The sequence below is a fragment of the Paramagnetospirillum magneticum AMB-1 genome (assembly GCF_000009985.1).
GTDB lineage: Bacteria > Pseudomonadota > Alphaproteobacteria > Rhodospirillales > Magnetospirillaceae > Phaeospirillum > Phaeospirillum magneticum.
Genome location: NC_007626.1, coordinates 3,152,829 through 3,167,269, shown reverse-complemented (window position 1 = coordinate 3,167,269; position 14,441 = coordinate 3,152,829). Strand labels below are relative to the sequence as shown.

9 protein-coding genes are annotated in these 14,441 nt (G+C 63.9%); 1 reads left to right on the top strand and 8 read right to left on the bottom strand.

Annotated features, from left to right (window positions below):
* Window positions 1–2: 2 nt before the first annotated feature.
* From AMB_RS14890 to modA, 8 genes are all read right to left on the bottom strand, one after another.
* The gene (locus AMB_RS14890) at window positions 3–3,404 is read right to left on the bottom strand and encodes a tubulin-like doman-containing protein (RefSeq protein ID WP_011385335.1); all 3,402 of its coding nucleotides are present in this window, start codon (window positions 3,402–3,404) and stop codon (window positions 3–5) included.
* 51 nt (window positions 3,405–3,455) lie between these two features.
* Window positions 3,456–5,714, bottom strand: a complete 2,259-nt coding sequence (locus AMB_RS14885) for a VWA domain-containing protein (RefSeq protein ID WP_011385334.1) — start codon at window positions 5,712–5,714, stop codon at window positions 3,456–3,458.
* A 313-nt stretch (window positions 5,715–6,027) separates the two neighbouring features.
* Window positions 6,028–7,182, bottom strand: a complete 1,155-nt coding sequence (locus AMB_RS14880) for an HD domain-containing phosphohydrolase (RefSeq protein WP_011385333.1) — start codon at window positions 7,180–7,182, stop codon at window positions 6,028–6,030.
* Complete coding sequence (locus tag AMB_RS14875; RefSeq protein WP_011385332.1) at window positions 7,182–8,405, bottom strand: response regulator; 1,224 nt, start codon at window positions 8,403–8,405, stop codon at window positions 7,182–7,184. Before AMB_RS14875 ends, AMB_RS14880 begins: the two co-directional genes overlap by 1 nt.
* Window positions 8,402–11,470, bottom strand: a complete 3,069-nt coding sequence (locus tag AMB_RS14870; protein ID WP_011385331.1) for a PAS domain-containing sensor histidine kinase — start codon at window positions 11,468–11,470, stop codon at window positions 8,402–8,404. The genes AMB_RS14875 and AMB_RS14870 overlap by 4 nt, the downstream gene beginning before the upstream one ends.
* Window positions 11,471–11,668: 198 nt before the next feature.
* A complete protein-coding gene (gene modD, locus AMB_RS14865) occupies window positions 11,669–12,505 on the bottom strand; it encodes a ModD protein (protein WP_011385330.1) in 837 nt (278 codons plus the stop codon).
* 81 nt (window positions 12,506–12,586) lie between these two features.
* Entirely contained in the window at window positions 12,587–12,973 is a 387-nt protein-coding gene (locus tag AMB_RS14860) for a NifB/NifX family molybdenum-iron cluster-binding protein (RefSeq protein WP_011385329.1), read from the bottom strand.
* Window positions 12,974–12,991: 18 nt separating this feature from the next.
* On the bottom strand, window positions 12,992–13,762 hold the full coding sequence (gene modA, locus AMB_RS14855; protein ID WP_011385328.1) for a molybdate ABC transporter substrate-binding protein: 771 nt from the start codon (window positions 13,760–13,762) through the stop codon (window positions 12,992–12,994).
* Window positions 13,763–14,179: 417 nt separating this feature from the next.
* On the opposite strand from modA, the gene AMB_RS14850 reads away from it, so the two are divergent.
* Window positions 14,180–14,383, top strand: coding sequence for a TOBE domain-containing protein (locus AMB_RS14850; protein ID WP_043744675.1), 204 nt, complete (start codon window positions 14,180–14,182; stop codon window positions 14,381–14,383).
* Window positions 14,384–14,441: the final 58 nt, after the last annotated feature.

Sequence of the window (14,441 nt, the reverse complement as noted above, 5' to 3'; positions counted from 1 at the left end):
CGTCAGAGGTTCCGGCTCGACAGGGCGGTCTGTGCTCCTGGGCGGCCATAGAAGCGGAAGATCAGGCCCAGGGCCGCGCAATTACGCCGGTGCAAGGTGCTCTTGACGGGATCGCCGACATTGGGCTCGGGCAGGGCCGTGGCCAGGAATTTGTCGAGGGCGGCCGGCGCCACGAAATCCGCCACCACCTGATGCAGGGGCTTGCCGGGGTTGATCCTGGCGCTCCAGTGGCTGGCACTGGTGCGGGCGGCATCCAGGCCGATGGTCACCCGGCTGCCAAGCTTGGCTTCGGATCGCTGCAGGATGAAGGTGACGGCGGCAGAGATGAAGTCGTCGTCGAGGGTGGCCCCATCGCGCGACAGCACGACCTTTTGCTCGCTGTCCGGAATTCTCCACACCCATTTCAGGCTTTCCTCGTCGCGGACGATGGCCTGGGCCGCCAGGCACTGGATGAAGGCCTGGCAGAAATCGGGGGCGCCCAGCAATCGGGCGATGCGCGGCGGGATAAGCTGGTCGGCGCCCTGAATGTCGGTCTGCCTCTCGCGGGCGAACTGACGTTCGATGAACCAGGCTTCGGCCTCGCCCCGGAAGGCGTGGTAGATCATGGAGCGCTGGACTTCGTGATCGTCGGCGGCTCCCATTCCCAGATTCTTGGAAAGGGACTGGACGTAGCTTCTCTGGCAATCCAGGAGGTTGGGAATCTTGTCGGGATCGGGCTCGGCGGCCCGCAGCAGGGTCAGCGAGGTCCGGTCGCTGTGGTTCTGCTTGGCGTCACGCAATTCGTCGCCGGCTACCGGCCGCAATCGGGCATTCAACTCATCGACCAGCCGCGCCTTGTGCTCTCCGCTGGGGCGTGCATAGACCCAGCGGCAGATGCCGGCGCAGGAGACGTCGAGAAGAACCTTTGCCGCATTTCCCAATTGCTCGACGACGGCGTCGGTGGTGATTCCCTTGCGGTCCTTGACGTAAAGCAGGTAGTCGAAAATATCGAAAGGCTGCAGCCGCTGGTCGATGGCCGGGCGGAAGCGGGCGTAAAGGGCGTCGTGCAGGCGGGCGAGGGCGGTGCCGTCAAAGCCAGCTTCGCCGACATTCAGGGCCAGGCGGGGCCTGCCGTCCTCGCCGATCTCGGCCTTCCAGGCGGCGGCTTCCAGGGCGGCGGTGGCCAGATCGCGGTCCTGATCCATCACGGCCACGTTGCGCAGGACGGTCATGAAACCCTGCATGGTGGTATCGTTGGGCTGCAGGCTGATCATGGTGCTGGCATCACGGGTCATGCGCAGCAGGCGGTCCTTCAGCCGGGCCAGATTGCCGTCGCGAACCTGCTTCAAGGCCGGCTCGCTTCCGTCTGTGGATAGGACTGCCGAGCGGACGGCTTCCTCGACGGTGTGGTGCCAGGCTTCGAAGCGCTTGCGGATTTCCCGGGTCAGGTCCCGCATGTCCTCGGTCAGGTGGCGCTTCTGGCGCCAGGCGATCAGGGCGGAGTAGCGATCGCGGGCCTGACGCTGGGGCTCCTCGACCCAATTGCCGAAACTGAGCAGCCCGCCGGCTCGGGCGCGTTCCAGCTCGGCCAGGGCATCGGTGGCAGATTGGGCGGCGAACTTCTCTTGGCCCTGAAGACTTTCGATGACCATGGCCAGCATATTCTCGATGCTGTTCAACGGACCTTCCGGGCCGATGAGATGGCGCAACTCGCCGTAAAGGCGGGTCAGGGGCGTACCCTGGTCCGGCGCTTTCGGCTGGGTTCCCACCCAGCCGTCGCGGCCGAACTCGGCGGCGATGGTCTCGTCGACGGCCCGGCGCATGACCTCGGTCATGGCCTTGCGCATGGTGCGGCGGCCGTGTTCGAAGCTGCCCTCGCCGCCCTTGGGGTCCAGGTAGAGTTCCACCGCACTGCGCAGGTCGCCGGCAAAGCGGTTGCGGGATTGCTCCTGGTCCTCCTTGGCCTCCTTGGCCTTGCGTCGGTCCTCATAGGTCTTGACCGCGATATCCTTGGGAGAGGTCTCCTCCTCGGGGCGCTCCAGCGAGATCAGCGGGTTGCGGTAGACCAGGGGAATGACGTAGTCCAATTCGTCCTGCCGAAGTCCCCGGTTGGCGACTTCGGCCGACGCGAACTGGTACCACTTCTCGACGATCTCGCGCGGGTTGAGACGGTTGACGGCAAAGCCGTGCACCTGTTCGGCCGGGCCGGCGGCCACGGCCAGCAACTCACCGAATAGCGGCAGCAGGCCGGCAACCTTGGCCTTCGCCTGCGTCTTGCGATCGGTGTCGCTGCCCCAGGCCAGGGAGACGATCTGGTTGCCTTCCTGACGCGGGGCAAACAGCCGGACCAGCACGTCGTCCACCATTTCCCAGGTGAACAGCTCGGCATAGGTGGTCAGCGGCATGGTCAGCCGCGCTCCGCCGACGGTGAAGGGCAGGCCGTTGAGATTGACCAGTTCCTCCATCATCTGGGGGCCGATATTGGGGTCCACATAGGGGTCCAGGGCATTGGCCACCGAACTGAAAAAGGCGACGCGCTCGGCCTCGTCGTGGCACTGGCGGCCCAGGAAGATCTGGTAGTCGAACAGGCGGCCGGGCAGAATCGAGCGCAAGGCGCCGCGATCGTCGTACTGGACCTCGGACGAGCACTGGTCGCCGTCGCGCAGGTAGCGCTCGTAGGTGGGGATGTGCTTTTCCTGCAGGCGATCGAGCTCGCGGAACAGGCTGTAGGCCCGGGCCTGGCTGATGCCGAATTTCCCGGAATAGACCTCGGGAAAGATCACCGCCGTCAGCAAGGTGATGGGAATGTTTCCGGCCTGCTTGGCGGCCAGCCGGGCCAGGTAACCAGCGTCCAGCATACAGCCGGCGCCGGTGCCGCCTGCTGCCGAACCGATCACCCAGACATTGATGCCGCCCCCCGCCGCCGCGCGCGACAGCTCGCGCAGGCTCTTGGACAATTGAGCGATGATCTTCTCGGCATTGGTGAACATGGAGAAGCGGCCGATCTGGCGTTGCTGCGCCGAACCGGCGGTGATGTTCAGCACCGAGGGGGGCATGACCGTGCTCAGCCATTGCGAATGCAGCCAGTCGCGGTACTGGGGATAGTCTCCAGGGTTGCCGGCCGGCGACAGATGGTGAGTGACGAGATCGCGCAGGCTGGGGTGGCGGTCCATGAGCTGGAAATACTCGGCCTGCGGCTGCAGCGAATTGGCTTCCTCATAGCCCTTGGCGACCACTTCCTCGCCGCCGCCGCCGCCGGCAATATCCACGGTCTGGCCTGGCTTCCAGCCGGCGATGGTGTCGAACTCCAGGAACATCACCCCGTCGGGCTTGCTGCCATGCTTGTAGACCGTGAATTCCTTGAGAAAGGTCAGGATATGGGCGCCGGTCCCGCCGAAACCCAGGAAAAGATTTGTTGCCGCCATTTGTACGTCCCCTCAAGGAATGATCTCGGTGTTCTTATGGCAATCCCGGCTCTACCGGTTGCGTCCCCGGCTGGCGCGTTGCAGAACTAGCCGCCATGTCTCGTCGACCTGGGGAGGCAGGTCGCGCCCCTGGGGGTCGATGGGAAGTTGCATGCTCGATGTCTTTGCGCCCGTGCCTCCCTTGAACTGGTACTCCACCTGGGCGCGACGGTTGGCGTCGCGCCAGGTCCGGCGGATGCGCAGGCAGGAAAAAACCTCGGGGTCGGCGCCGGGCTTCTGGCGGCGGATTCTCGTGGAAAGATCAATCTTGCTCACGCCGTCCAGCGACACCTTGAGGGCCGGATTCAGGCAACCGGGGTCGCGGCGGAGGTCATAAACGCGGAGCTCCAGCGGATGGCTTTGCTGAGCATCCTTGAGGCGCAACAGGGCGCCCTGACCAAAGATCCGGTAGGTGCCGTAAAGCGCGGCCACCAGAACCGCCAGGAGAAGGGCTGCCGCCAGTGGCTTGATCCATTGCGGCAGTCCGACCGGAAAGGGGCCGGCGCTGAAGGGGTTGCCGCCGACACGCAAGCTCTCCGCACCGGGCGGCAGGCGCAATTCCGCCAGATTGCGGTCGTCAGCCAGACGGTTGGCGGCGGCGATGATCTTGAAGGCCACCGGCTTGGGCCGTATCCAGCCATCGCCCCGCCACAGGTCGAAGGCGACGGGAATGGTGAAGGAGAACCGGCCGTCGGGATCCAGGGCCACGGGCAGAGCCTCGCCGATGGCGATTCCCGAGGGATCGAGGGGCTGCGCCTGGAGCCAGGTGCCGGCATCGCCCACCATGGTCGAGGGAGCGTCGATATTGGTGCTCATGCCTTCGACCAGGGTCAGGCGAACGTTCAGTCCATCACCACCCGGCGGAATGGCGATCCACCCCCCAGTCGGGGGCGAGTCCAGGTTCAGGGCCAGGGGGGCTTTGGTGACGGTCACCGACTCGGACTTGCTCCCGGGAAACAACGCGGACTCGTCGCCCCCGGCCGCCGGGCGATAGCGGGCGTCCAGGCCGATGGAATGCACGCCCAGGGCCGACGGTGTCCAGTTGGCGAGAAAGGTTCCGTCGCTTTCCAGCGACGCGGGTAGTTGCACCGACGTTCCGTCGGGGGCGGCGACCATCACCTTGGCCGTGATGGGATAAAGCTTGTCCTCGTGAAGAGGCGCGCTGGATGCGTTTCCGGCGGCGAAGCGGATCTGCGAGGCCATCCCCATGCCGACGAAAAGTCCAGGAGCGACCTTGGACAGACGTGGTGGCTCGGTGGAGGCCACGGTAAGGATGGCGGTTCCCGGTGGCACATCCACCCGGTACTCGCCGGCGGCTGGATGTTCGATGGTGTGGACCAACAGCTTGCTGGGCAAAGTGATGGTGGGAGCGTGCACCCGACCATCGGGTCCGATGATGCGCGGCGGCAGGATGGGTTCGCGCGCGTGGATGTGGAAAACGGCGCGCCCCAGATACGGCGGCAGGGACACCAGGTTGGGGGCCTTGCCGCTGGCCGGCAGGGTCATGGTGGTGCCGAGCCACTTGCTGACGATGGTTTCGGCCAATTGGGGCAATTGGGGATAGCTGGACGCCGCCCGGAACACCTGGGACGGCGTTCCGGCCAATTTTACCCATATCCGGCCGTCTTTCGGCCAGTATTCATTGCGGGAATCCAGCCCAACGATCCAAAGTGGGGTCTTTTCCGCGCCGAGAGCGGAAACTTCCCGTTCCACCAGCCGCCAGACCTCGTCGTCCTTCAGCGGGGTCCTTCCCGCCTCGGCATAGGGGTGCCCATCGGTGAGCAAGATCACGTGACGTTTGCGGGGACTGCCGTCATCGGGAAGGCGGGCCATGGCCCTCAATTCCGTGGCGGCTGCCGCCAGGGCCTCATGGGTATGGGTATCCTCCAGGTCCCGCGACACCAGACGGTCGCCGGCATTGGCCGCATCGGCCGCGGCGCGGCCGGGGTCGGCGATATTGTGCTTCAGCTCCAGCAGGGACACCGGAACCTCGACCGTCGAACCGAATTCGATGATGGAAACCCGGTGCACCAGGGCGGTGTTCTCGACCGACTTCGCCAGCCGGCTGAGAATCAGTTTTGCCACCTGGAGGCGTGACGCCTCCGGATCGTTGGCGGCGGGATGGGCCTTGTTGCCGCTCATGCTGCCCGACTGGTCGATGACGATGACCACATCGAGATTGTCGGGCGACGCGGCGGCGGGCCATGCGGGCAGGGCTACCAACAGCAGGCTGAGCATTACGGCGGCACGGCGGAAGAGTCGAAGAAACACGGTTGTTTCCTTGCCTTTCTTGAGCGCGATCCGGTGTGGAAAGCCTGCGGGAGCCCGCTAAGTGGTTATTACCCGCATACGATGAATAGTCAAGATGGGTAGTGGAGTCAAGAATGTGCATGCAATCGACTTTGCGCCCTAATGATTGTATGCAATTCGACAGGATCGGCGCCGACGTGTTGCGGCGCCGGCTTCATAATGGTGCAAATCATCCTTTAGTTGTGAGTTTGCCGACGGGTATCCGGCGGGCGCTCATGCGGATGACGTTGGCGGTGATCGCGGAAGAAGGAGGAATTGCCCAGCTGAGGGGCCCTCAGATCCGAACTTTGACCGGCTCGGCGAAGGGAAAAATCCGGCGCAGATTTCGCAGTCGCTCGATCTGAGCGACCGACAGTTGCGTGTTGGCGGCCAGGATAAGATGACCATTGGTCAGCCTGATGTCGGATAGAACCATTTGTCCCGCCCGCAGCGAGGCCAACGGCACTTCCACGGCGGTGGACGGCATCATCTCCACCACCCGTTCCAGACAGGACCTGACCTTGGGCAGCAGCACCGGATCGTATTGCCCGCGCCGCTTGTCGAGAACGGCGAAGGCAGCCTTGGTCAGGGGGCCACCTTCGGTGGCCTCGGCCAGATCCTTGAGAATCTTCAGCAGGCGCGCATCCAGGGGAATATCGGTGCCGACCGGTCCGTCGGCGGGAAAGCCGCTTCCGTCGAAGCCGCGGTCTTGCAGGTAGACGATCTCCGAAACCTTGGCCAGCCTGGGGATATGGGCGATGAGATTGCGGGCCGCCTCCGGGTTACGCTCGAAGATGGATTGTTCCAGCTCGGTCAGGGCTTCGCCGGACCGCTTCTTGGTGATGAGTTCCGGCGGAATGGCCACCTGCCCGACGGGAACCAGGGTTGCCGCGATTTCCAATTGCCAGCGCTGGGGCATCTTGAATTCGATGGTCAGCAGCCGGACCCATTCGCGCAGTCGGGTGGCCAGGCCAGCAACCTGGGCGTCGTTCATGGAGGCCACGTCGACCAGGACCTTGATACTGCCGGTCAGGGTTTTCTCCAGCAATTCCTTTTCCGCCGTGACCAGATGATATTGCTCGCACGCGGCCCGCAATCCCGCCTGAAGCTGATCCGTCGGGCAGGGCTTGGTGTAGAAGCGGAAGATGTTGCCTTGATTGATGGCCTCGATAGCGGTTTGCTGGTCGGCATTGCCGGTCAGCATGATCCGGACGGTATCGGGAGCCAGCTCCCGAATGCGCTTCAGGGTCTCGATGCCGTCCATTCCCGGCATGCGCATGTCGCACAGCACGGCCGCGAAGGGATTCTGCGCGGCCATGGCCGCCTGGACCTCCTCCAAGGCCTCGGCCCCTCCCTGCGCGGTGGTAAGGTCGAAGGAATCGTTGAACTGGCGGCGCAGTCCTGACAGCAGATGGTGATCGTCGTCGATCACCAGAATCCGGTCTTCCATCACGTCACCTTTTCAGACAAATCCGAGGCCAGTTGGCGCCAGTCGGCGACGAGGCCATCCTTGCGGGCCTCGATGAGATAGGCCATGTCCAGACCCGGCGGATCTTGAGTACCCTCGGGCAGGCATGACCCGAGGGAGGGGCCGAGCCCCATGGCGGCGTGCAAAGCCGTCAAGGCATCGTTGTCGTAGACCGAGCTGGCCGATGGGATCGATGCGAAAGCCACGGCTTCGACCATCTGATGCGGAAATCCCCACAGCCCAAGGAGATAGGCCCCGACCTGCGCGTGATTGGCGCCGAACGCCTTCTCTTCAGCCTGCAGTAATCGGCTCGGATCAGCGGAGGTCTCCGTCACCAGTTGTCCATATTCCTGCGGATAGGCATCGACCAGGACCAGCATGCCGATACGCGACAGCAGGGCTGCACAATGGGCCAGCTTGGCCGCCGGCCCGTCAGGGCTGATGGAAAGCGCCACACCCTCCGCAAGCCTGGCGATCGTCAGGCAGTAGCGGGTCAGGCCCTCGAGAAGCGGCGCCACCGAGGCGCTGCCCGCGAACTGGCGGAAAATGCCCATCTGGAGTACCAGAATTTGGATTGTTTCCAGGCCGATGGTCCGCACGGCCTGGAGCGTTGTGGTGACGGGCGCGGCTACGGTGAAGTAGGCGGAGTTGGTCAGGCGCAACAGCTCGGCCGTCATGGCCATGTCCTTGTCGATCAGCGCGGCGACGGACTTGGTCGAGCATTGCGGCGAGCGCAATTCGGCGTCGAGCTTGAAGAAGAGATCGGGCAGGCTGGGAAGATTGTTCAGCCCCGTCAGCAAGGCTCGCAATTTCGGTGTCGACAGCAGCCGCTTCAGGGACAGGGGCCGCGAGACGGCTTCGTACAGCACCTCGGCGCTGCACGGCTTCGCAAGGTAGAGGTGCGCCGGCCCGACGGTCCGAAGAATGGATTCCGTCTCGGCATAGCCCGACAAGATGACACGGATCGTTTCGGGGTGGCGCTGGCGGACGATGCCCAGGAATTCGGCTCCGTCCATGGCCGGCATGCGCATGTCGGAGACCACCACGTCAAACGGAGCCTCGTGCTCCATCAGCTCCAGTGCCTCGGCGCCCGAAGTGCAGAAGGTCATATTCCAGCGATCATCCAGGCCGGCCATGGACCGGCGGAGGCCCCTGAGGATGTGACTTTCATCGTCGACGAACAGGACGCGCAACATTTCGGTCATTCCTCTACACCAACCTTCCCGGCCCCATCAATCGGCAGGCGGACCACGAATACCGCGCCGTCGCCCGCATTGTCGCCAAGATCAAGGCTGCCCCCATGCTTGGTCATGACCACGTCCCGGCAGATGGCCAATCCTTGGCCGGTCCCCTTTCCCACCTCCTTGGTGGTGAAGAAGGGATCAAAGATGCGCTCCCGAATGGCTTCGGGCACGCCGGTTCCGCTATCCGCCACCGTGATCACCACATGCCCTCCGTCGCGACCGGTTGAAATGGTGATTCTGCCGGGAAGCGGCTTGCCGGAGGACTCGATGGCGTGGGCGGCGTTGACGATCAGGTTCAGGAATACCTGATTGAGCTCTCCGGCGTGGCACAGGACGGGCGGCAGGGTGGGATCGAAATTCCGCTCCACCTCCGCCGAGTGCTTCCACACGTTCCTGGATACGGTCAGCGTGCTGTCCAGTGCCCGGTTGATATCGGTCATGATTTTGCTGCTGGTTCCCGGATGGGAGAATTCCTTCATGGACAGGACGATTCGGGCGATCTGGGCGACTCCGTCCAGGGATTCGGAGAGGGCCGCGGGAATCTCCGCAACCAGGAAGGGGATTTTCGTGGTGCGGAAGGCGGCTTCGAATTTGGCGGCCGCCTCGGCCAGGGCCGGTATCTGCCCCACTTCGCTTCCCAGCTCTCGCGCCGCCGTCAATGCCGACATCAGCTTGATCAGGGAATCGCTGATGAAGCGAAGATTGTCCCCGACATATTGGATTGGCGTATTGATCTCATGGGCAATTCCCGCCGCCAACTGCCCGACACTGGCCAGCCTGGACGCCTGCAACGCCTCGCGCTGGGCCCTCTTGAGCGCCTCGATGTTGCGGAATGAAATGATGACGGAGCGCTTGTCCGCGTCTTCGCCGTGGGGCGAGCAGGCATAGGCCACGGCCACGGACTTTCCCGAAGCGGAGATAAACACCGCATCGTCGTCATGGATGGCGAGGTCTTCCGTGATCGACCGCTGGAACGGCGAGCCCGCGAAGGTTACTGCCCCCGCCGGGGTGCCGACCTTCATCAGGGATTCCAGAGGATGTCCCTCGATGTCCCGGTCATCCTCGTGGTAGTCCAGCAATTGCTTGGCGGACGGGTTGGCAAAGGAGATATAGCCGCTCCTGTCCACCACCAGGACGCCTTCGAACAGGCTGTCGGTGATGCCTTTGAGCCGTTCCCGCGATGCCCGCAGCGCCGTTTCCGTCAGCGCCCGGATATTGATCTGGCGCTGAAGTTCGCCCGTCCGCTCGGCGACCAGAAACTCCAGTTCGTGTTTCTGCTCTTCCTTGCTGCGTTCGGATTGCAGGCGCAATGTGGCGTCACGGTAGACCAGAACCGTACCGGATGATTGACCATCCCCGATGATCGGCGCGACGAAATAGTCCACCGGAATGGCTTGCTGGTCACTGTGGCGAATGACCTCGCCGCTGACCTGGCCCGGCGTGCCGCTCAAATAGGCCTCCACCACCGCCGAAGCCGAGGGCAGGCAGGTGGTGCCGTCGCATCGCGCGGAATCCGGATTGATCAGGCAATTGAAGCACTGACCGATCATATCTCCTGACGTCCGGCCGATGATTTCTCCCGCGACGCGATTGGCGAAAGTGACGCGGCCCGAGCGGTCCAGCCCGACGATGCCTTCCCCGGCCGAATCCAGGATCAGTTCATAGCGCCGCCGCAACTGGTCCAGATCTTCTTCACGGCGCTTCAACTGGGAAATATCGGTGCGCACGGCCACGACGCCGCCCTCGCGGGTCGGGCATTCCCGGCTCTGGACCCAACGCCCGCCAGACAGCTTGAGGATGAAGGCGACACCATCGGGGTGGCGAAAGCGTTTCAGACGGCTGACCAGCCAGTCCTCGAAATCCTGGGTCCCGATGTCGAACAACTTGTTGCGGTGGCCATGCCGCAATACGTCTTCGAAGGCAATTCCCGGAGCCAGGTAATCGGCGGCATTCCGCAGGGTTTCGGCATAGGCTTGGTTCCAGATGACCATCTTGCCCTTGGAATCATACACGGCGATGGCGTCTGTAATGCTGTCGATGGCGTCGCGAAGCTGCTCCTGTGCCCGGATGGCCTGTCTGACCGCCCGGGCCTCGCGGGTGATGTCGGCACCGACACCCCGGTAGCCGGAGAATGATCCGTCGGCGGCGAAGGTTGGAATGGCGCTGAGCCGGATGACCCGGGCGTCATTGCCGTCCGGTGGCCCGACCGTGAAGACCATGTCGCGAAAGCTGGCCTTGGCGTCCAGGACGGCCCGGTGCGCGGCGGCCAGATCGGGCTGGTCATCCAGGCCGATTTCGAACCAGGTGTTTCCGATGACGGCAGCCGGCTTTACGCCCAGCACATTGCCGATCCGCTCGGAGACAAAGGTCAGGCGGTATTGCTCGTCGGTCTCCCAGAACCAATCCGAGGCAGAGCCGGCCAGATCCCGGAACCGGCTTTCGCTTTCGCGCAGCTCCTGTTCGGCCTGACGGCGCAGGCTGATGTCCCTGATCACCGCGATATATTGGCGATGTCCGCCGGTGGAGACTTCGCCGATGGCGATTTCCGCGGCGAATTCCGTGCCGTCCTTGCGCTCTCCCAGCAGGTCGCGGGCTCCCATGCCCAGGACGTGGACGTCGTTGGGACCGCAAGGGGGCGCCATGAGCGAACTGGACAGCAGGGCGGACTCGTCGGGGATCAGGAACGACACATTTCTCCCCCAAACCTCGTCCGCTGTATATCCGAAGATCTTTTCCGCCTCGCGATTGTATCCCTCGATGGTCCCCCGGACATCGAAGACCACCACCGCCTCGCCGACATTGTCCATCAGCAGCTTGAAGCGGGCCTCCGCCTCCTGGGCCACTCGCCGGCTCATTTCCTCGACCTCGGTCTGCATGACGTCGAGGGCGCGGTCCTTGAGGCGGCGTTCGCGATCAGCCTCCTCGTAAGCCAAATCAACCATGGCGATCAGCCTGGCGACATCCACCGTGCCGTCGAGAGAACCCTCGGCGGCCTTACGGAGCTGACGGGCCAAAAGCTTGTGCATCTGGGCTCCTGCGGGGTAGGCAGGGAGGCCCCCCGGGGGGGGGGCCTGATGTTGTTATACTATGGTCCTGTGGCGCCCCAAGTCATTGGTATTTGTGCGCGGGCGTGACGTTCGCCAGGGAGAATTCTATCATTGCGCGGTGCATGCCGCGAGTCCTGGAGCGCCGGCGGGGTGGTGTACCCGAACAAGGAAGGCGGGCTATTGCCTCGTGATGGCCACTTTCACGTCGACGGGCTGGGCGCAATAGGGTGCCGAGGTCACCAGGACGGCCGCCCCGGCCTGGGCATAGGCGGCGGCGTTGGTGGCGTTGATCCCGCCGGCAGCCGCGACGAGGATGCCGTAATGGCCCATCCGCCCGACGGTTTCAGCGGTCTCGGCCGGGGTGAACTTTTCCAGTTGGATGACGTCGGCTCCCGCCAGGGCGGCGGCTTCCGCCTCTTCCGCCGAGGTGACCTCGACGACGATCTTCTTTTCCGGGCAGGATTGCTTGAGGCGGCGGACGGAATCGGCCATGGAGCCGTCATCCAGCAAGGCGCGGTGCTCGGGGAACAGCAGGACCGAATCCGACAGGCCCAGACGGTGGGGCACGCCGCCTCCGGCGATGACCGCCTTGATGGCCACCGCCTTGGTGCCGGGGAAGGTTTTGCGCGTGCAGGCGACGACCACGCCGGGGTTTGCCGCCCGGGCGGCATCGACGATGCGGGCCGTGGCGCTGGCGATGCCCGAGGCATATTCCATCAGGGTTTGGGCCACTTTCCATCCGGCCAGCACGGCTTCGGCGGGGCCGGTGGCAACCAGCAGCAGGTCGCCGGTGGTGGCGCGGGTGCCGCTGGCCACACTCGCCGTCACGGCGCAGCCCAGGCGGGTCAGGAGACGAGCGGCCTCTTCGGTCGAGGAGGCGACCATGGCTGCTCCCGCCCGGAACGCCATGGCGGCGGGGGCCTCCGCCAGCCCCAGGGATCGGGTGGTGAGATCCCCATGGGGGACGTCATCGTGAAAGAAACGGTCGAGTTCCTCATCGGTGATCCGGATCATCCTGGCCCTTCCGTATCCATGGCATTCGCCGAAATCCGGGCAGGCGCCTCGGACCGTTCATGCGTAGCCGCCATCAGCCGGTCACCCGTCGATATTCTCCCGCCGATACTTCTGCTCGGCCTGACGCAGCCACGGCGGCAACTGGCCCCTCATTCCATCACGGAGCGATTCCAAAGCCAATGCCACAGGTTGTCCGGCGAACTTGCGGATGGGGGTAACCCTGAGCCGGGCCAGCCCGAATTCGCCGTCGGTGCCGATCTCGGCCACGAACACCAGTTGGCAGCCTTCCATGGCGGCGAGGCGGCAGGCCAGCTTGGAATGGTCGCCATCCTGCTTTCCCGCCGGGAAGGATGCCAGGTCGAGGAAGCGATAACCTTCCTCGTCGATCTCATAGAGCATCAGGTGCCGCGCCCAGCCGAAATGGGCGTCGACGCGGGTCAGGTCCTGGGTGGCGATGGCGACCTTCATGGCAGGGCCTGCCGCGTCTCAGTTGATCTTGAAACCGTACTTGACGAAGACAGCCTTGGCCTCGGGGCCTTTGATCGTGTCGAGCAGGGCCTTGGCGGCGGGGCTTTCCCTGCCGGCGATCAGCGCGAAGGGATAGATGATGGGGTCGTGCATGGTGTCGGGGAACACGCCGACCACCTTGACCTTCTTGGAAACGGCGGCATCGGTGGCGTAGACCACGCCCAGCGGCACCTCGCCGCGCTCGACGAAGGCCAGGGCGGCACGCACGGAATCGGTGGCGGCGATCTTGGTCTCCAGCGCCTTCCATTGCCCGGCCCGTTCCATGGCCTGCTTGAAGTAGAGGCCGACGGGGACGGAATCGGGGTTGCCGGTGGCGATGCGGCCCGACCCGGCCAGGGCGGCGATGTCGGTCTTGGGCGTCAGCTCGATCCTGGCCTGCTTGGAGTCCACGGGGGCGACCAGAACCAGGGTGTTGCCCAGCAGATTGAAGCGGGAGTCCGGATTGATCAGCTTCTTGCCGGCCAGATAGTCCATCCACTGGAGGTCGGCCGAGGCGAAGACCTGGCCGGGGCCGCCCTGTTCCACCTGCTTGGCCAGGGCCGAGGAGGCGGCGTAGGAGGGGATCATCCTGTGGCCGGTCCGGGAGGTGAAGGACTCGCCGATTTCGTTGAGGGCGTTGGTCAGCGAGGCGGCGGCGAACACCACCACGTCCTCGGCATGGGCCGGCAGCGCGGCGGCCAGGGAAAGGGCGAGGCCGGTGGCGGCCCCCAACAGGCGCTTCATCAGCATCGGTTTGCTCCTGAATCACGTCGAAATGTAGTTCATGTATATAGCGAGCCATCCTCCGCGGCAACCGGGATTCCGGTGCGGCCCGGAATGATGCCCGATTTTCCCGGCCGCAAAGTCGTTATGTCGTTAACCTGCGGTACGCAGGTAGGGCTTGTGAAGGATAGGACAAAATAAATTGCATTCATGGGCTATTGCGAAAAATGCATTGCAGTCAAATCCGATATTTATCGCGACGATACAGCGGCGGGAGTGTCCGTTGAAAGTGCTTGTTTATTTATGGCGCTTGGCTGCTCCTGTAAATAGCGGTCTGTGTCCGGCGCTAGACCATTGGCGATATTGACCGTGTATTTGTCGGGTATACGCTGCGTTGTTGGGATCGATATGAGATCGATCGTGGATTTGATTGGAGATATTCCCATGAAGCTCAGTGCTCGCAACAATCTGAAGGGCAAGGTCGTCGCCATCGACAAGGGGCAGATCGTTGCCAAGGTGAAGGTGGATATCGGCGGCCAGACCATCACCTCGCTGGTGTCGAACGAGGCCGTCGACGATCTCGCCCTCAAGGTCGGCGACGACGTCCAGGCGATCATCAAGTCGTCGGAAGTGATCATCGGCAAGTAACGCCCTCCCGGGCATTTTTCGGCTGACGGCTGCCACCCCTCGTCATATAGTGCGCATA